Genomic DNA, 16,232 nt, shown 5'->3' with positions numbered 1-16,232 from the left:
GCAGCCCTGTAGGCCCGGTAAGCGCAGCGCCACCGGGCAAAACCGCCACTCAAAGCCGCGCAAATCCGCCCTCACCCTGCCAGCCAGCCAGCCGGGCGTAAACAGTCTCCACCGCATCTTTAATCGGCTGGGTCATAGGGTAATAAAAGCCGACAATATCCGGCTGAATACCGAGGAAAATCACTTCGCCAACGTCGTCTTTAAGCTGATCGACCAGGTAGTTCAGCGGCATATTGTGGGTGGTCATCATAAACATCTCGGCGATGTCGTCCGGGTCGATAATGCGAATTTCGCCCGGGTTCAGCCCCATATCGGTGGCATCGACAATCAGCAGACGTTCCGGGCGCAGTTCGCGGATGGCGAAAACGTCATTTTCCGGCGCGCTGCCGCCGTCGATGACAATCCAGTCGCCCTGCGGGTTAGCGGCACACATTTCTGCCAGCAGCGGACCCGCGCCGTCGTCGCCCATCATACTGTTGCCGACACACAATAAAACCTCAGTCACCCTTCTCTCCACGCTACATATATTTCATTAATAACGCCGTTACGCTTTCCGCAATGCGAAAAAGAGAAAGCGTGGCGCGGTTGTTAGTTTCCGCCAGGCGTCAGGGAATTTCTCCCGCGCTTGCGCCAGCGGCATGGGTTCGTCTATCTGCTCAATGTGAAAACCGGCCTGTGCAATGGCACGTAACATCGCCACCAGCGGACGGTGCCAGAAGCGCATGGTCACGGTCTGGTCGCCGCGCTGCCACGCTTCTTCGAAGGTATAGGTCGCGAAATAATCCACGCCGCCGCTCTGCGCATGATCCATAAACGGATGGTGGGTCGAAAACACCAGCCGCCCGTCGTCCTTTAAAATGCGATGAAACTCCCCCAACGGCTGCGACCAGTCTTCGAGATAATGCAGAGCGAGCGAAGAGAGGATCATGTCAAATTGCTTGTCCGCGTACGGCAAAGGCTGCGTCAGATCCGCCTGCTTTAGCGCAACGCAATCTCCCAGCCGTCGTCTGGCCTGGCGCAACATCCCCGCGCTTAAATCACAACCTTCAACTTCCGCGCCGCCAGCCAGCAGTGCCTCGCTGTGCGCGCCAGCACCGCAACCGGCGTCAAGGACGCGCTTTCCCGCCACGTCACCTGCCATCGCCAGAATAGCAGGCCGTTCGTAGAGCGCGTTCCAGGCGTTGTTTTCATTATCGGCACTGTAGTCTGCCGCCATGGCATCGTAATCGTTGACGCTCATCGTCATACTCCCGCCTTCAGATAAACCGAATCATCAGAGTAGCTGAAGACGGGGGTGGCGTCAGTCGCGATGGCGTCTCACCATCAAATAGATGGCGCTCTCCTGATGAATATCGTGGAGCATGCTGAGCATCAGCTTACTCCACGCTTGCTGCTGTGGAGTTTGCACGGCGAGCGCCTTATCAAAGGCATGCGCCAGCATTTGTACATGGTTGAAATCAATAACGATTTCGCCATATTTCGGCACGCCTTCCATTTTGCGCCGGGCGTCGCTCCCGGCTTCCAGCGTGCCAATCCACATCAGATAATCTTCCCACGGGCAGGTAAGCGCCGCTTCCAGACAGTCGATGACCCCGAGGTGGTGGCCAATCGCCAGGCTGTAATAAACTACCTGCTGCGCCTCGGCGGGCGTGGCATCGTTCTCATCAATAAACTTACGGCTCAGCTGACTGAACACCACCGTTTCACTCATCGGATACGCGCCTCTTCTACGACCTGATTCAGATGGGTGACGATCTCGGTAAGACGCGGATCTTTTTCTGCTTCCAGCCAGCGTGTAACCTGCTGATCGCCCTGACTCACCAGACGCAGATAATCATCGGCGATCTGGCGGCCATAGCGATAACCCGCCAGCCGACGTGCCTCGCGATCCACTTTCACCCGCAGCGGCTGCACCATATCCGGATGCAGGATCTCTGCGGGCTGCTCATCCAGCTCACCCGGTGCGCGGGCGTGGATTTTCTGCTCCAGCAGGCCGAGGGCCATCGCAAAGCCGTACAGCGTAGCGGCAGGCGTCGGCGGGCAGCCGGGGATGTACACATCTACCGGCACGATTTTGTCGGTGCCGCCCCAGACGCAGTACAGGTCGTGGAAAATGCCGCCGCTGTTACCGCAGGCCCCATAGGAAATACAAATTTTCGGGTCCGGCGCGGACTGCCAGGCGCGCAGCGCGGGAGAACGCATGGCACGCGTAACTGCTCCGGTAAACAGCAGAATGTCTGCATGACGCGGTGAGGGAACCACTTTAATCCCGAAGCGTTCGGCGTCAAACAGCGGTGAAATAGAGGCGAAAATCTCGATTTCACAGCCGTTGCAGCCGCCGCAGTCTACACGGTAAACATAGGCTGAGCGTTTAATGTTCTTCAGCAGCGAGGTTTTCATGCTGGCGATGGACTCATCCACCGTCATCGGCACCGGAATGCCGTTGGCGTCGCGCGGACCTAATAAATTGCTCATTAGCTGGCCTCTTTCATATGACGCGTCAGTTCAATACGATCGGACGGCACCAGGCATTTCTGGCGCTTGCATTCCGGGCAGGTTTCAAAACTTTCACGGTGATGTTCCGCGCGGCTGTCGCCGTTATGCTTCAGCAGCGCAATGGCGTAGTCGATCTCTTTTTGTACCGCAAAAGGGCGATGGCAGACGCGGCAGTTGCACAGTGCGAAACGGGACTGCTGGAGGAAATCCTCTTTCTTCCACACCGCCAGTTCATACTCCTGAGAGAGCTTGATTGCCGCCGTCGGGCAGACTTCTTCGCAGCGGGCGCAGAAAATGCAGCGCCCGAGGTTGAACTGCCATGCCAGTTCGCCGGTGGCGAGATCGGTTTCCACCGTCAGCGCATTGGACGGGCAGGCGTTAATACACGCCGCACAGCCGATGCACTGCTGCGGATTATGCTCCGGTTTGCCGCGAAAATTCGGGTCAACGGCGATCGGCTCCAGCGGATACGAATGCGTCGCCGCGCCGGTTTTGATAACTTTTTTGATAAAGGTAAACATGGCGATTCCTTATTTCAGCGGCGAGTTTTTACGCTCGATGCTGTAACGCTCAAGTTCTTTGTACGGCACCACTTTGCTTTTCTTCTTGCGCACATCGACCACGGTCATGCGGTCGGTACAGGAGTAGCAAGGGTCAAGACTGCCGATAATCAGCGGCGCGTCGGAAACGGTGTTGCCGCGCAGCATATAACGCAGGGTCGGCCAGTTGGCATAGGTCGCCGCACGACAGCGCCAGCGGTACAGCTTCTGGTTGTCGCCGGTCATGCTCCAGTGAATATCGTCGCCGCGCGGCGCTTCGGCAAAACCGAGCGCGAAGCGGTTAGGGATATAGGTGAAACCTTCCACCATCAGCGCCCCGCCTGGCAGGTTATCGAGGCCGTAGTCGATCATGTTCAGGGAGGTGAACACTTCGTTAATACGCACTTTGAGGCGCGAAATGACGTCGCAACCCTGCTCGCTGTGAACGTCCATTGGCAGCAGGCCGTAGCCGACAAACGGGTGATCGGCACGGGTGTCGCGGGCGTGGCCGCTGGCGCGCACCATCGGGCCGACGTTGCTGAAATCACGGGCGATTTCCGGGTCAAGGCGGCCTACGCCAACGGTACGCTGCTCCATGTTCGGCGTGCTGAGCAGCACATCCACCAGCTCCTTGACGTCGCGACGCATCTGCTGCGCCAGCTGGCGGGTCTGGATCATGTCGTCTTTGAGCAGATCGCGACGAATCCCGCCGATCAGGTTCAGGCCGTAAGTTTTACGCGCCCCGGTCAAAATTTCCGCCATTTTCATCGATGCTTCACGTACGCGGAAGAACTGCATAAAGCCGGAGTCGAAGCCGGTGAAGTGACAGGCCAGACCGAGGTTCAACAGGTGCGAGTGCAGGCGCTCTACTTCCAGCAGAATGGCGCGGATCATCTGCGCACGTTCCGGCACGACGATACCCATCGCATTCTCAACGGAGGTGGTATAGGCGGTGCTGTGGGCAAAGCCGCAGATACCGCACACACGATCCGACAGGAACGTCACTTCGTTGTAACCCATGCGGGTTTCCGCCAGCTTTTCCATGCCGCGATGGACATAGAACAGGCGATAGTCGGCGTCGATAATGTTCTCGCCGTCAACAAACAGGCGGAAGTGGCCCGGTTCATCGGAGGTAACATGCAGCGGGCCAATCGGCACCACGTTGTTTTTCTTATCACCCAGTTCGTTAATGAACTGATAGGTTTCGGCGTCGGTGGTCGGCGCGGGACGCTGGCGATAGTCCATGCTGTCTTTACGCAGCGGATAGAGATCGTCCGGCCAGTCGTCCGGCAGCACCAGGCGACGCTCGTCCGGCAGGCCCACCGGGATCAGGCCGTACATATCGCGCACTTCGCGCTCGCCCCACACGGCGGCAGGCACGCGCGGCGTGACGGAAGGGAACTCCAGTTTATTGGCGTCCACTTCCACGCGCACGGTGATCCAGCACTTCGTCCCCTGCTCCATCGACATCACGTAGTAGACCGCGTAGTTGCCGCACAGCGGACGTTCGTCGTTACCGAACAGCACCGACAGCCAGCCGCCCTGCTTGTAGTACAGGAACTCGACCACTTCCGGCAGATAATTCACCTTTACGGTGATAGTGATTTGGTCTTTGGTCTGCCAGCCTTCATCCAGCACCACACCCGGAAAGGCATCGTGCAGCGCGGCGAGATAATGTTGACCGATTTTTTCTTCAGACATGCTCAAACTCTCTTAAAACGCCGCCAGCAGGGAGACGAAAGCTAAAAAGGCAAAACCAAACCCGGCCCAAGTAATGCGCCCGGTGATATCCAGACGCAGACGCGCCATGCTGTTTTCAAACAGCGCAATAATCAGTACCCCAGCGATGACCTTCACAATAGCCACGACCACAGCCAGCAGCAGGCCGCTCACGCTAAACTCAACCATCTGGCCCCACGGGATAAACACGCCGACAAACATTTGCAGCACGACCAGCTGTTTCAGGCTGATGGCCCACTTGATCACGCCGAAGCCGCTGCCGCTGTACTCAGAAAGTGGTCCTTCCTGTAATTCCTGTTCCGCTTCCGCCAGGTCGAACGGCAGTTTGCCCATTTCGATAAAGGTGGCGAAGGCGCAGGCGCACAGTGCCAGAACCAGCGGGATACTGCGCGCGGCAGGCCAGTGGTAGATAGTGTCGGTAATGCTACTGATATGCGTAGACCCTGCGACCTGCGCGGCGACCCACAGGCCGAGCAGCAGGACAGGCTCTACCAGCACGCCGAGGATCGCTTCACGGCTTGCGCCAATCGCGGTAAACGGGCTGCCGGTATCAAGGCCGGAAATGGCGAAGAAGAACCGCGCTACCGCAAACAGATAGATAAGGGTGATCAGATCACCAAGTTGCGGCAGCGGTGAAGCGACCGTCACCACCGGCAGCGCGGCGGCGATGGTGAGCATCACGCCTGCCATCACAAACGGCGTGGCGCGAAACACCCAGCCGGACGCGGCAGGGGCCACGCTCTGACGGCCCAGCAGTTTGATGATGTCGCGGTACTCCTGAAGCACGCTTGGCCCGCGACGGTTATGCATCCGGGCGCGCGCCACGCGGGTGATGCCGGAAAGCAGCGGCGCAAAGGCGAACAGCACCAGCGCCTGAAGTAAAGCAAGAACATAGGTCATTTTCAGGCTCCTCGCGTAACCACAACTACCACCAGTACGGCCAGCTCAACCAGCGCAATACGGCGGAACAGGACAGCGGTGCCGTCGCACTGCCAGCCGGGAATAAAGCGCACCGGATTGAGCCACTTGCGCAGCTTAAGCACCGGGGCAAACGCTTCTTTGACCGGCATCGCGAAACCGTGGGCGGTAATGACCATTGACTGCTCGTGATCGTAGCCACAGACCCAGGCCGGGCCACGTGAACGGGCAGGCAGGCGGTCGCGTTTGAAAATCAGCATGATGATAAACGGCAGCAGCGGGCAGGCGATCAGCAACAGGGTGATCATCGGCTGCGAAACCACAGAGCCAGCGGCAGAAATATCTCCCCGGAAAAGGTGAGATATCAGCGGCAGCAGCCAGGGTGCCGCCACCCCACCCGCGATACAGCACAGCGCTGCCAGCACCACGCTGATGTTCATCAGCCACGGCGCGGAGGTCGCATTTTCCGCTTCCTTCGTGCGCGGTGCGCCAAGGAAGGTGACGCCATAGACTTTCGCCATACACATCACCGCCAGCGCGCCGGTAATCGCCAGGCCAACTGCCAGTAGCGGCCCAAGCAGGCGGCCCGCAAAGATGTCACTACCGCTTAGCGTGAAGAAAGATTGATAGATAACCCACTCGCCCGCAAAGCCGTTCAGCGGCGGCAACGCCGCCATCGCCATCAGGCCCACCAGCATCGACAGCGAAATCAGCGGCATTTTTTTGCCGATGCCGCCGAGTTTTTCGATATCGCGATGACCGGTGCGGAACCATACCGCGCCCGCGCCAAGGAACAGGGTCGCTTTGAACAGGCTGTGGTTAATCAGGTGATACAAACCGCCGGTAAAACCTAATAGCATCAGCAGTGGAGAGCGCAGGGTAATACCTGTCACGCCGACGCCAAGCCCCAGCAAAATGATGCCGATATTCTCCAGGGTGTGATACGCCAGCAGGCGCTGAATATTATGCTCCATCAGCGCGTACAATCCGCCGACGAAGGCGGTAAGCATGCCCAGCACCAGAAGCGCAGCGCCCCACCACAGCGGAACATTGTTCTCAAGCGTTGTCAGGGCCAGGATGCCGAACAGGCCAATCTTCATCACTACGGTTGAAAACAACGTCGCAGCAGGCGCGCTGGCGTTCGCATGCGCCTGCGGTACCCAGCCATGCAGCGGAATAATGCCTGCCAGCAGGCCAAAACCCGCGACGCCCAGCAGCCAGATATCACTGCCTAACGGCTGTAGCGCCACGCGCATGTGAATCTGGGCCAGATTTAGCGTGCCGTAGCGTTGCCACAACAGCCAGCAGGCTATCGCCAGCAGAAGGGTACCGAGTCGGCCCAGCACAAACCAGAGCTTACCGGACTGCGCGCAGCCGGTCAGGAACGCCGCGCAGAGCGCCATAATCTCCGCCATGGCGATGAGCGTGGCGAAATTATACGCCGTCACCGCACATACGGCGGCGGCCATCAGCAGGTTCGTCAGCAGGCCATTGGCTTTTGCCTGCGCATGACGATGCCAGTCGATAGTAAACAGACTGACAAACAACGCGGGCAACCCTATAGCCACCAGCCATACGGCACAAATGCCGGTCGGACGGATCGGCAAATGAATGACAGGAATAACGGCCGCTTCAGTTAGTATGCCCTGACCATCGGCATGTAACCAGGCGAATAAAGTGATAAACCCGGCTACCGTCACCATCGCGCTCGCCACTGCGCCGCCAATGCCGGTAATCGCGCCGCTCAGCGCTTTCCAGCGACAAAACACAAACGCCAGCACTGCGCTTGCCACATACCAGACCACCGCCTGGCTAACTAAAGACGCTGCGCTCATTTCGCCTCCCCATTCTGAGCCTGAAACAGCGACAAATCGCCGAAATCGGTATTCATCGTCAGCGCACGCTTACGTTTGCTGGCAAATGTGATGTCGCGGTTGTTTACCAGCACCAGCGCTTTTGTCGGGCAGGTCCGCACGCAGGCCGGTCCCTGCTCGTCGAAACTACACAGATCGCATTTCACCGCGATGGCGCGTATGCCTGGCACCCAGTCCAGCAGCGTACTGACGCGTGCGGGCGCAGGAGGCGCTGGCGGTGCTTTCGGCGTGTTGGCATTAGCCGGAATATGCAGCGGGCGGCTGCCGGAAAACTCGATAGCGCCAAACGGGCAGGCGATGCCGCACAGTTTGCAGCTTACGCACAGGCTCTCATTGAGCTGCACTGCGCCGTCAATGCGCGTGATGGCATTAGCCGGACACACGGCGGCGCACGGCGCATCTTCACAGTGATGGCACATCTGCGGAGCAGATTCTTTTTCATTACGCATTACACGCAGGCGCGGCATGGCTTGCAGGCCGTGCTGGCGGTGCGTTTCCGCGCAGGCGGCCTCACAGGTGCGGCAGCCGATGCAGACGGTAGAGTCAGCAATTACAAAACGATTCACCAGGCATTCCTCAGGTGATAGTCATTTTTGACGAAATCATGCCGACGGGTGTCAATCTCGACACCCGTCGGCATGCGTAACTTCAGGCCAGCGTGGCCTGTCCCTGTTTGTTCACCAGTTGGCTTAAATCAACAGGAAGATCGTTTTCTACCGCGACATACAGGCTGTCATAGACGGTAGCGATTTTATCCAGATAGTGTTCAAGCACCTGTTCACGATCGCGGCTATCAATGCGGCCATCGACCTTACCATCACTGGTCAGTTCTGCCTTTGCAATCAACTGTTTATCATCACCATCTTTTGTCTCAACGTAGTATTCGATGGTGTGGCTGTTGAAGCCTGCGGCTAAGGTGACGTAAATCGTAAAGTGCTCAAACAGCACGAAGCAGAGATCTTTTTCCGGCGCGCAGCTCATCGCATGATGCAGGCGGGCTTTAGACAGCGTCAGCCCCTGAACCAAAGAATTACAATAGTTGCGCCACTGATCCTGCTGGCGGCGGTGTCGATCAGCGATGTACTCGGCCTTCTCGCTAATTTCCCAAATAGTCATGTCAGGTTACCCGGTTAAAAGAGACCAGCTTGATAAGCACTTTCCATGCCAGTTTTTAACTCAATGATTTATAGAATATTTATATAGAAAGCGGCGATTCATTGACATGTCATTTCGTCATCTCGACATCGTCACCGACAGACTGTCCCGCAGGAGGGGCACTAACTGGCACTGTTATTGCATCAGGGGGACATCTTTTACCGGAGGCGCTATGCACGAAATCACCCTCTGCCAGCGGGCGCTGGAAATTATTGAACAGCAGGCCGTCGCATGCGGCGCAAAACGCGTCACCGGCGTGTGGCTTAAAGTAGGCGCATTTTCCTGCGTAGAACCTGCCGCGTTGACCTTTTGTTTTGATCTGGTCTGCCGCGGCACCCTGGCAGAAGGCTGTAAACTGCACGTTGAAGAACAACAGGCGGAATGCTGGTGTGAGCACTGTCAACAGTATGTGCATCTGGTGTCACAGCATGTTCGCCGCTGTCCACAGTGTGGGAGCGATACGCTGCGCATCGTGGCCGACGATGGATTACAGATCCAGCGCCTTGAAATCGATCAGGAGTAAATTATGTGTACGACATGCGGTTGTGCGGAAGGCAACCTTTATATAGAGGGTGATGAACATAACCCGCATTCCGCGTTTCGCAGCGCGCCTTTCGCGCCTGCGTCACGTCCCGGCTTAACCATCACTGGCCTGAAAGTGCCTGCGTTCCAGCCGCAGGAATCGACCGCAGGCGATCTACACTACGGTCACGGCGAAGCCGGAACCCATGCGCCGGGCATGAGCCAGCGGCGGATGCTGGAGGTAGAAATTAATGTGCTGGATAAAAACAACCAGCTCGCCGCGCGCAATCGCGCCCGCTTTGCCGGGCTTCAGCAACTGGTACTGAATCTGGTCTCCAGCCCCGGTTCCGGCAAAACGACGTTACTGAGCGAAACCCTGCTGCGCCTCAAAGATCGCGTCTCCTGTGCGGTAATCGAAGGCGATCAGCAAACGGTTAACGATGCGGCCCGTATCCGCGCCACCGGCACCCCCGCCATTCAGGTCAATACCGGCAAAGGCTGCCATCTCGACGCGCAGATGATTGCCGACGCCGCCCCGCGCCTGCCGCTGGAAAAAGGCGGCATTCTGTTTATTGAAAACGTCGGTAATCTGGTGTGCCCGGCCAGCTTTGACCTTGGCGAGCGCTGTAAAGTGGCCGTGCTGTCAGTCACCGAAGGTGAAGACAAGCCGCTAAAATATCCGCATATGTTTGCCGCTGCCTCGGTCATGCTGCTCAACAAGGTGGATCTGCTGCCGTACCTGAATTTTGACGTCGAAAAATGCATGGCTGCCGCGCGCGAAGTCAATCCTGCCATTGAAATCATATTGCTCTCTGCCACCAGCGGTGAAGGCATGGAGACCTGGCTTAACTGGCTGGAGACGCAGCGATGTGCATAGGCGTTCCGGGACACATTCGCAGCATTGACGGCAACCTGGCAAAAGTTGACGTCTGCGGCGTCCAGCGCGAGGTGGATCTGACCCTGGTGGGCCATTGCGATGAAGACGGTCAGTCCCGCGTGGGTCAGTGGGTACTGGTGCACGTTGGATTTGCAATGAGCGTGATCGACGAAGCGGAAGCACGTGACACGCTTGAGGCGCTGCAAAACATGTTTGAGGTCGAACCGGACGTCGGCGCGCTGCTGTACGGCGAGGAGAGATAATGCGTTTCGTTGATGAATACCGCGCGCCAGAACAGGTAATGCAGCTTATTGCCCATCTGCGCGTCCGGGCGGCGCACCTGGATTACACCGCCGCGCGTCCGCTGCGCATTATGGAAGTCTGCGGTGGCCATACGCACGCAATTTTTAAGTTTGGCCTCGACCAGTTGCTTCCTGACAATATTGAGTTTATCCACGGCCCCGGCTGCCCGGTGTGTGTCCTGCCGATGGGCCGCATCGATAGCTGTATTGAAATCGCCAGCCACCCGGAGGTGATCTTTTGCACCTTCGGTGACGCCCTGCGCGTGCCGGGTAAAAACGGCTCGCTGATGCAGGCTAAAGCACGCGGCGCAGACGTACGTATTGTTTATTCGCCGATGGACGCGCTGCGACTGGCGCAGGAAAATCCGACGCGCAAGGTGGTGTTTTTCGGCTTAGGTTTTGAAACCACCATGCCTGCCACAGCCATTACGCTCCAGCAAGCGCTGGCACGTAGTGTCGATAACTTTTTCTTTTTCTGCCAGCATATTACGCTAATCCCCACTCTGCGCAGCCTGCTTGAACAGCCCGATAACGGCATCGACGCGTTTCTGGCTCCCGGCCATGTCAGCATGGTGATTGGCACCGGGGCTTATGGTTTTATCACCGAAACCTATCAGCGCCCGCTGGTGGTGGCTGGTTTCGAACCGCTTGATCTACTGCAAGGCGTTAATATGCTGGTTGAGCAGAAAATAGCGGCCTGTAGCCAGGTAGAAAATCAGTACCGGCGGGTGGTGCCCGATGCGGGAAATCCGCTTGCGCAGCAGGCGATTGCAGAGGTGTTTACGGTCAAAGGCGAAAGCGAGTGGCGCGGACTGGGGCTGATTGCCGATTCCGGCGTTCAGTTGACTGCGCCGTATCAACGTTTTGATGCCGAGGCCCACTTTCGCCCGGCAGCACAAAAAACTAGCGATGATCCGCGCGCACGCTGCGGTGACGTGCTGACAGGCCGCTGTAAACCGCACCACTGCCCGCTGTTTGGCAATACCTGTAACCCCCAAAGTGCTTTTGGCGCGCTGATGGTTTCTTCTGAAGGAGCCTGTGCCGCCTGGTATCAATACCGAAGCCAGGAATGTGAAGAAATATGAAAACGATCCAGATTGCCCACGGCAGCGGTGGCCAGGCCATGCAGCAGTTAATCAACGACCTGTTTATGCAGGCGTTTACGAATCCGTGGCTGAACGAACAGGAAGACCAGGCACGTCTCAGTCTGGCTCAGTTTACCGCTCACGGTGACCGGCTGGCCTTCTCTACCGACAGCTATGTTATTGACCCGCTTTTTTTCCCCGGCGGCAATATTGGCAAGCTCGCGGTTTGCGGTACGGCAAACGACGTCGCGGTGAGCGGCGCAGTTCCCCGCTTTCTCTCCTGCGGGTTTATTCTTGAAGAAGGGCTGGAAATGGCCACGCTGGAAGCGGTCGTCACCAGCATGGCACAGACGGCCAACGCAGCGGGTATCGCCATTGTTACCGGCGATACCAAAGTGGTGCCGCGCGGCGCGGCGGACAAACTGTTTATTAATACGGCGGGCCTTGGTGCTATCCCGGCAGATGTTCAATGGGGTGCGCAATCCCTGACGCCGGGTGACGTTCTGCTGGTCAGCGGCACATTGGGCGATCACGGGGCGACCATTCTCAACCTGCGCGAGCAACTGGGGCTGGACGGCGCGCTGAGCAGCGACTGCGCGGTACTGACACCGCTTATCCAGACGCTGCGCAATATACCTGGCGTGAAAGCATTGCGTGACGCCACGCGCGGCGGCGTTAACGCCGTTGCCCACGAGTTTGCGCACACCAGCGGCTGCGGCATTGAACTTCATGAGCAACATCTGCCGGTTAACGATGCGGTGCGTGGCGTTTGTGAGCTGCTGGGTCTGGAACCGCTTAACTTCGCCAACGAAGGTAAACTGGTGATTGCCGTCCGTCGTGATGCCGCCGAACAGGCGCTTGCGCAACTTCGGTCACACCCGCTGGGACACGAGGCTGCTATTATTGGAGACGTTGTTGAACGAAAAGGTGTCCGCCTGACTGGCCTGTATGGCATCAAACGCACGCTGGATTTGCCTCATGCCGAACCATTGCCGCGGATTTGTTAATCGCGGTTCAGAATCTCATCATTATTTTTATTATATCTTTTGCGCCGTTTAAGCGGCGCTTTGTGGACAAAAGCAATGTCGTATACGCCGATGGGCGATCTCGGACAGCAGGGACTGTTTGATATCACCCGGACTCTTTTACAGCAGCCCGATCTTGCTGCGTTGAGTGAAACACTCGCGCAGCTTGCTCGCCAGTCAGCGCTGGCCGATCGCGCGGCGCTGATACTGTGGCGCGACGGTAATCATCGCGCCAGATACTATACGACACGGACGTCAGGTAAAACCGAGGAATATGAAGACGAAACCGTACTGGCTCACGGGCCGATACGGCGCTTACTTTCCCGACCGGAGGCGCTGCATTGCGGCTATCCGGAATTCAGCGAAACCTGGCCGCAGCTTGCCGGTACGCTATATCAGCCTTTTGGGCATTATTGCCTTCTGCCGCTGGCGGCAGAGGGTCGAATTTTTGGTGGCTGCGAGTTTATCCGTAACGACGATCGCGCGTGGACGGAAAAAGAATACTCGCGGTTACACGCGCTGACGCAAATTGTCGGCGTCGTCGCGGAACAGATCCAGAATCGGGTCACCAATAATGTGGATTACGATTTACTGTGCCGGGAGCGGGATAACTACCGCATCCTGGTGGCCATTACCAACGCCGTATTATCTCGCCTGGATATGGACGAGCTGGTCAGCGAAGTGGCTAAAGAGATCCACTACTATTTCCGCATTGATGCGATTAGCGTCGTTCTGCGTAGTAACCGTAAGGGTAAGCTGAATATTCACTCTACCCATTACCTTGACGCCAACGAACCGGTTCACGATCAAAGTGAAGTGGATGAAGCCGGCACGCTCTCAGAGCGGGTGTTCAAAAGTAAAGAAATGCTGCTGCTCAACCTGCACGAACGCGACTCGCTTGCGCCATACGAGCGCCTGCTATTTGAAATGTGGAACAACCAGATCCAGACGCTGTGCCTGCTGCCGCTAATGTCAGGCGATACTATGCTGGGCGTGCTGAAACTGGCGCAGTGCGATGAAAAAGCGTTTACCACCACTAACCTGAAGCTGCTACGGCAAATCGCTGAACGGGTCGCGATTGCGGTGGATAATGCGCTGGCCTATCAGGAGATCCACCGCCTTAAAGAGCGGCTGGTGGATGAAAACCTGGCATTAACCGAACAGCTCAATAACGTCGATAGCGATTTTGGCGAGATCATTGGTCGCAGCGAAGCGATGCATAACGTGTTGCGTCAGGTCGAGATGGTGGCACAGAGCGACAGTACCGTGCTGATCCTCGGCGAAACCGGCACCGGTAAGGAGTTGATTGCACGCGCCATCCATAATCTCAGCGGGCGTAATGCACGGCGGATGGTGAAAATGAACTGCGCGGCCATGCCTGCCGGGCTGCTGGAAAGCGATCTGTTTGGCCACGAGCGCGGGGCATTTACCGGAGCGAGCGCCCAGCGCATTGGCCGCTTCGAGCTGGCAGACAAAAGCTCACTGTTTCTTGATGAAGTGGGCGATATGCCGCTGGAACTTCAGCCGAAGCTACTGCGTGTTTTACAGGAGCAGGAGTTTGAGCGTCTGGGCAGCAATAAACTTATCCGCACCGACGTCCGGTTGATCGCCGCCACTAACCGCGATCTCAAGCAAATGGTGGCCGATCGTGAGTTTCGAAACGATCTTTACTATCGCCTCAACGTGTTTCCCATCAACCTGCCGCCGTTGCGCGAACGGCCGGAAGATATTCCGCTGCTGGTAAAGGCGCTGACCTTTAAAATCGCCCGCCGGATGGGACGTAATATCGACAGCATTCCCGCCGAGACGTTGCGTTTGCTCACCCAGATGGAATGGCCTGGCAACGTGCGTGAACTGGAAAACGTGATTGAACGCGCAGTGCTGCTGACCCGGGGAAGCGTGCTGCAACTGTCGCTGCCGGAACTGTGCGTGGAGCCACAAACTCAACCCGAGCCGATTGCCGAGACGCCGCTCAACGGCGAGGATGAGTATCAGTTGAGCCTGCGTGTCCTGAAAGAGCCCAACGGCGTGGTGGCCGGCCCGAAAGGTGCGGCGCAGCGACTGGGCCTGAAACGCACAACGCTGCTTTCCAGAATGAAGCGGCTGGGGATAGATAAAGACGCGCTGGCGTAATATCGCACACTGCCTGCCCGATGGCGCTGCGCTTACCAGGCCAGTGGGTGGAGGGGCTGGCCGGATATGACGAAGCCGCCATCCGGCATGACGACGCCGCTGTGACCGGGAACGCTATTTTTTTGGCCGGTACTTTTCCGGCAGTTCCGGCACCGGACGACGGTCGTCAATGAGGTGGCGCACGGTGAGGATCGGATGACGCCATAGCATGCGCGGGCCTGCCCAACGCATAATCTGCTTCATCTCTTCACGCTTTGTGGGCTGGTAACAATGCACCGGGCACTGCTTGCAGGCTGGTTTCTCCTCGCCAAAAACACATTTATCCAGCCGCTTATCCGCGTAAGCGTTGAGCGCCTGATAATGGGCTTCATCAGACAGCGCGTCAGGACAACGGCGCTGATAAAGCGCAATCATCCTGCGGATAGTCAGTTTTTCACGGTCGATACGGTTGCCGGACATGTTGTGTCGCCCTCCAAAGATGCATTAATCATACACCTTTGCAGGAGCGGCACCACTCCCTCTTAATCGGTACTTTTGCGTCGCAGCCGCAAAGAGGCAGGCAGGATACGCTGAGGTTCAGCGAGTTCTTCGCCGTCTATCATTCGGGTGATAATATCAAAGCAATCCTGTGCCAGTCGGGGAACATCCTGTGCGACGGTATCTATTTTCAGCGACAGCGAATCATATAAGTAATGATCGTCGAAGCTGGCAAGCCAGATATCGCTCTCCAGCATCTGATGTTGCGACATATAGCGCAGCACCCCTTCCAGCAGGCCGCAGGCGGCGGTAAAAAGCGCCTCAGGCGGACGCCCGAGCCGCGCACAGAGTGCAGCAAACATTTCATAGCCGCTGCTCGGATGATAATTACCGTGAATGATCCATTCCGGACGACAGGCGACACCAGCCCGCGCCAGCCCCTGTCGAAAGCCTTCAAGACGATCTTTAGTCGGCGAAAGACGTGGCTGCCCTCCAAGAAAATAGACTTCATTCGGATGCGCACGCGCCTGCCGCTCAACCAGGTCGGCCACCGGCGTCACCGCGTCGGCGACCACCAGCGGCAGCCGGGTATCATTCATATAGCGATCGAAAAGCACTAACGGGAGCTGTTCGCTCAGCTTGACGTAGTCGGTATCACTTAACATGCTGGAAGCGACAATTAAACCGTCTACCTGCCGCGCCACCAGATTGTTGACGACTACCGTTTCCTGACCGGCATTTTCGTCAGTACAGGCGATAAGCAGTTGTAGCCCCGCTTCACGGCACAGATTTTCGAGTTCATGCGAGAAAACGGCAAAACCATAGTTGATCATCTCCGGAACCACCAGTCCCAGTGTGTGGCTACGATTTTCGCGTAACAGGCGCGCATGAATACTGGGCTGGTAATGTTGCTCACGGGCAATCGTCATCACGCGCTCGCGCGTGTTCTGCGCCACACGCAGCTCTTTACCGCGTCCGTTTAACACCAGACTGGCAGTGGCCTTAGAGACCCCGGCCAGAGCGGCAATATCACTGATGGTCACGCGTTTAGATTTTTTCACAGCCACTAATCAGTTAATGAGATAAACA

Annotated in this window: 18 protein-coding genes; 6 read left to right on the top strand and 12 right to left on the bottom strand. The window is 57.3% G+C overall.

The window, feature by feature from the left end:
- Positions 1–49: 49 nt before the first annotated feature.
- The 10 genes from hycI to hycA all read right to left on the bottom strand — a co-directional run bounded on the left by hycI (position 50) and on the right by hycA (position 8,683).
- Entirely contained in the window at positions 50–505 is a 456-nt protein-coding gene (gene hycI / locus CHU32_RS06660; protein WP_103675292.1) for a hydrogenase maturation peptidase HycI, read from the bottom strand.
- A 39-nt stretch (positions 506–544) separates the two neighbouring features.
- A complete protein-coding gene (locus CHU32_RS06655; protein ID WP_103675331.1) occupies positions 545–1,240 on the bottom strand; it encodes a class I SAM-dependent methyltransferase in 696 nt (231 codons plus the stop codon).
- A 60-nt stretch (positions 1,241–1,300) separates the two neighbouring features.
- Positions 1,301–1,711: a formate hydrogenlyase maturation HycH family protein gene (locus tag CHU32_RS06650; protein WP_103675291.1), complete on the bottom strand. Its 411-nt coding sequence runs from the start codon at positions 1,709–1,711 to the stop codon at positions 1,301–1,303.
- Positions 1,708–2,475, bottom strand: a complete 768-nt coding sequence (locus CHU32_RS06645) for an NADH-quinone oxidoreductase subunit B family protein (protein ID WP_103675290.1) — start codon at positions 2,473–2,475, stop codon at positions 1,708–1,710. The genes CHU32_RS06650 and CHU32_RS06645 overlap by 4 nt, the downstream gene beginning before the upstream one ends.
- Positions 2,475–3,017: a formate hydrogenlyase subunit HycF gene (gene hycF, locus CHU32_RS06640; protein WP_103675289.1), complete on the bottom strand. Its 543-nt coding sequence runs from the start codon at positions 3,015–3,017 to the stop codon at positions 2,475–2,477. Before hycF ends, CHU32_RS06645 begins: the two co-directional genes overlap by 1 nt.
- A gap of 9 nt (positions 3,018–3,026) precedes the next feature.
- Positions 3,027–4,736: a formate hydrogenlyase subunit HycE gene (hycE, locus tag CHU32_RS06635; RefSeq protein WP_103675288.1), complete on the bottom strand. Its 1,710-nt coding sequence runs from the start codon at positions 4,734–4,736 to the stop codon at positions 3,027–3,029.
- A 12-nt stretch (positions 4,737–4,748) separates the two neighbouring features.
- Positions 4,749–5,675: a respiratory chain complex I subunit 1 family protein gene (locus CHU32_RS06630; RefSeq protein ID WP_103675287.1), complete on the bottom strand. Its 927-nt coding sequence runs from the start codon at positions 5,673–5,675 to the stop codon at positions 4,749–4,751.
- 2 nt (positions 5,676–5,677) lie between these two features.
- Positions 5,678–7,528, bottom strand: a complete 1,851-nt coding sequence (gene hycC / locus CHU32_RS06625) for a formate hydrogenlyase subunit 3 (RefSeq protein WP_103675286.1) — start codon at positions 7,526–7,528, stop codon at positions 5,678–5,680.
- A complete protein-coding gene (locus CHU32_RS06620) occupies positions 7,525–8,133 on the bottom strand; it encodes a 4Fe-4S dicluster domain-containing protein (RefSeq protein ID WP_103675285.1) in 609 nt (202 codons plus the stop codon). The genes hycC and CHU32_RS06620 overlap by 4 nt, the downstream gene beginning before the upstream one ends.
- Before the next feature lie 82 nt (positions 8,134–8,215).
- Positions 8,216–8,683: a formate hydrogenlyase regulator HycA gene (hycA, locus tag CHU32_RS06615; RefSeq protein WP_103675284.1), complete on the bottom strand. Its 468-nt coding sequence runs from the start codon at positions 8,681–8,683 to the stop codon at positions 8,216–8,218.
- Positions 8,684–8,894: 211 nt separating this feature from the next.
- Here hycA and hypA point away from each other — a divergent pair, with 211 nt between their 5' ends.
- From hypA to flhA, 6 genes are all read left to right on the top strand, one after another.
- The gene (gene hypA, locus CHU32_RS06610) at positions 8,895–9,245 is read left to right on the top strand and encodes a hydrogenase maturation nickel metallochaperone HypA (RefSeq protein ID WP_103675283.1); all 351 of its coding nucleotides are present in this window, start codon (positions 8,895–8,897) and stop codon (positions 9,243–9,245) included.
- Between the two features lie 3 nt (positions 9,246–9,248).
- Positions 9,249–10,121 (top strand): hydrogenase nickel incorporation protein HypB, encoded by an 873-nt coding sequence (hypB, locus tag CHU32_RS06605; protein ID WP_103675282.1) that lies wholly within the window; start codon positions 9,249–9,251, stop codon positions 10,119–10,121.
- Positions 10,112–10,384: a HypC/HybG/HupF family hydrogenase formation chaperone gene (locus CHU32_RS06600; protein ID WP_103675281.1), complete on the top strand. Its 273-nt coding sequence runs from the start codon at positions 10,112–10,114 to the stop codon at positions 10,382–10,384. Before hypB ends, CHU32_RS06600 begins: the two co-directional genes overlap by 10 nt.
- Positions 10,384–11,508, top strand: a complete 1,125-nt coding sequence (gene hypD / locus CHU32_RS06595; protein WP_103675280.1) for a hydrogenase formation protein HypD — start codon at positions 10,384–10,386, stop codon at positions 11,506–11,508. The genes CHU32_RS06600 and hypD overlap by 1 nt, the downstream gene beginning before the upstream one ends.
- The gene (gene hypE, locus CHU32_RS06590) at positions 11,505–12,515 is read left to right on the top strand and encodes a hydrogenase expression/formation protein HypE (protein WP_103675279.1); all 1,011 of its coding nucleotides are present in this window, start codon (positions 11,505–11,507) and stop codon (positions 12,513–12,515) included. The genes hypD and hypE overlap by 4 nt, the downstream gene beginning before the upstream one ends.
- A 75-nt stretch (positions 12,516–12,590) precedes the next feature.
- The gene (gene flhA, locus CHU32_RS06585) at positions 12,591–14,666 is read left to right on the top strand and encodes a formate hydrogenlyase transcriptional activator FlhA (RefSeq protein WP_103750811.1); all 2,076 of its coding nucleotides are present in this window, start codon (positions 12,591–12,593) and stop codon (positions 14,664–14,666) included.
- A gap of 114 nt (positions 14,667–14,780) precedes the next feature.
- On the opposite strand, the gene CHU32_RS06580 is transcribed toward flhA, so the two are convergent.
- Together CHU32_RS06580 and CHU32_RS06575 are read right to left on the bottom strand one after the other, a co-directional pair.
- Entirely contained in the window at positions 14,781–15,125 is a 345-nt protein-coding gene (locus CHU32_RS06580) for a nitrous oxide-stimulated promoter family protein (RefSeq protein ID WP_103675277.1), read from the bottom strand.
- 62 nt (positions 15,126–15,187) lie between these two features.
- Positions 15,188–16,204 (bottom strand): substrate-binding domain-containing protein, encoded by a 1,017-nt coding sequence (locus CHU32_RS06575; protein ID WP_103675276.1) that lies wholly within the window; start codon positions 16,202–16,204, stop codon positions 15,188–15,190.
- Positions 16,205–16,232 lie beyond the last annotated feature (28 nt).

Origin of the sequence: Superficieibacter electus, from assembly GCF_002915575.1 — a bacterium.
GTDB classification, from domain to species: Bacteria; Pseudomonadota; Gammaproteobacteria; order Enterobacterales; family Enterobacteriaceae; genus Superficieibacter; species Superficieibacter electus.
Note: the sequence above shows the minus strand (reverse complement) of the source record. Positions and strands in the feature narration are given on the sequence as shown.

Coding starts and splice junctions, on each gene's coding strand:
- CHU32_RS06655 (WP_103675331.1), bottom strand. CDS start 1,240: ATGAGCGTCAACGATTACGATGCCATGGCGGCAGACTACAGTGCCGAT.
- CHU32_RS06650 (WP_103675291.1), bottom strand. CDS start 1,711: ATGAGTGAAACGGTGGTGTTCAGTCAGCTGAGCCGTAAGTTTATTGAT.
- CHU32_RS06645 (WP_103675290.1), bottom strand. CDS start 2,475: ATGAGCAATTTATTAGGTCCGCGCGACGCCAACGGCATTCCGGTGCCG.
- hycF (WP_103675289.1), bottom strand. CDS start 3,017: ATGTTTACCTTTATCAAAAAAGTTATCAAAACCGGCGCGGCGACGCAT.
- hycE (WP_103675288.1), bottom strand. CDS start 4,736: ATGTCTGAAGAAAAAATCGGTCAACATTATCTCGCCGCGCTGCACGAT.
- CHU32_RS06630 (WP_103675287.1), bottom strand. CDS start 5,675: ATGACCTATGTTCTTGCTTTACTTCAGGCGCTGGTGCTGTTCGCCTTT.
- hycC (WP_103675286.1), bottom strand. CDS start 7,528: ATGAGCGCAGCGTCTTTAGTTAGCCAGGCGGTGGTCTGGTATGTGGCA.
- hycA (WP_103675284.1), bottom strand. CDS start 8,683: ATGACTATTTGGGAAATTAGCGAGAAGGCCGAGTACATCGCTGATCGA.
- hypA (WP_103675283.1), top strand. CDS start 8,895: ATGCACGAAATCACCCTCTGCCAGCGGGCGCTGGAAATTATTGAACAG.
- hypB (WP_103675282.1), top strand. CDS start 9,249: ATGTGTACGACATGCGGTTGTGCGGAAGGCAACCTTTATATAGAGGGT.
- CHU32_RS06600 (WP_103675281.1), top strand. CDS start 10,112: ATGTGCATAGGCGTTCCGGGACACATTCGCAGCATTGACGGCAACCTG.
- hypD (WP_103675280.1), top strand. CDS start 10,384: ATGCGTTTCGTTGATGAATACCGCGCGCCAGAACAGGTAATGCAGCTT.
- hypE (WP_103675279.1), top strand. CDS start 11,505: ATGAAAACGATCCAGATTGCCCACGGCAGCGGTGGCCAGGCCATGCAG.
- flhA (WP_103750811.1), top strand. CDS start 12,591: ATGTCGTATACGCCGATGGGCGATCTCGGACAGCAGGGACTGTTTGAT.
- CHU32_RS06580 (WP_103675277.1), bottom strand. CDS start 15,125: ATGTCCGGCAACCGTATCGACCGTGAAAAACTGACTATCCGCAGGATG.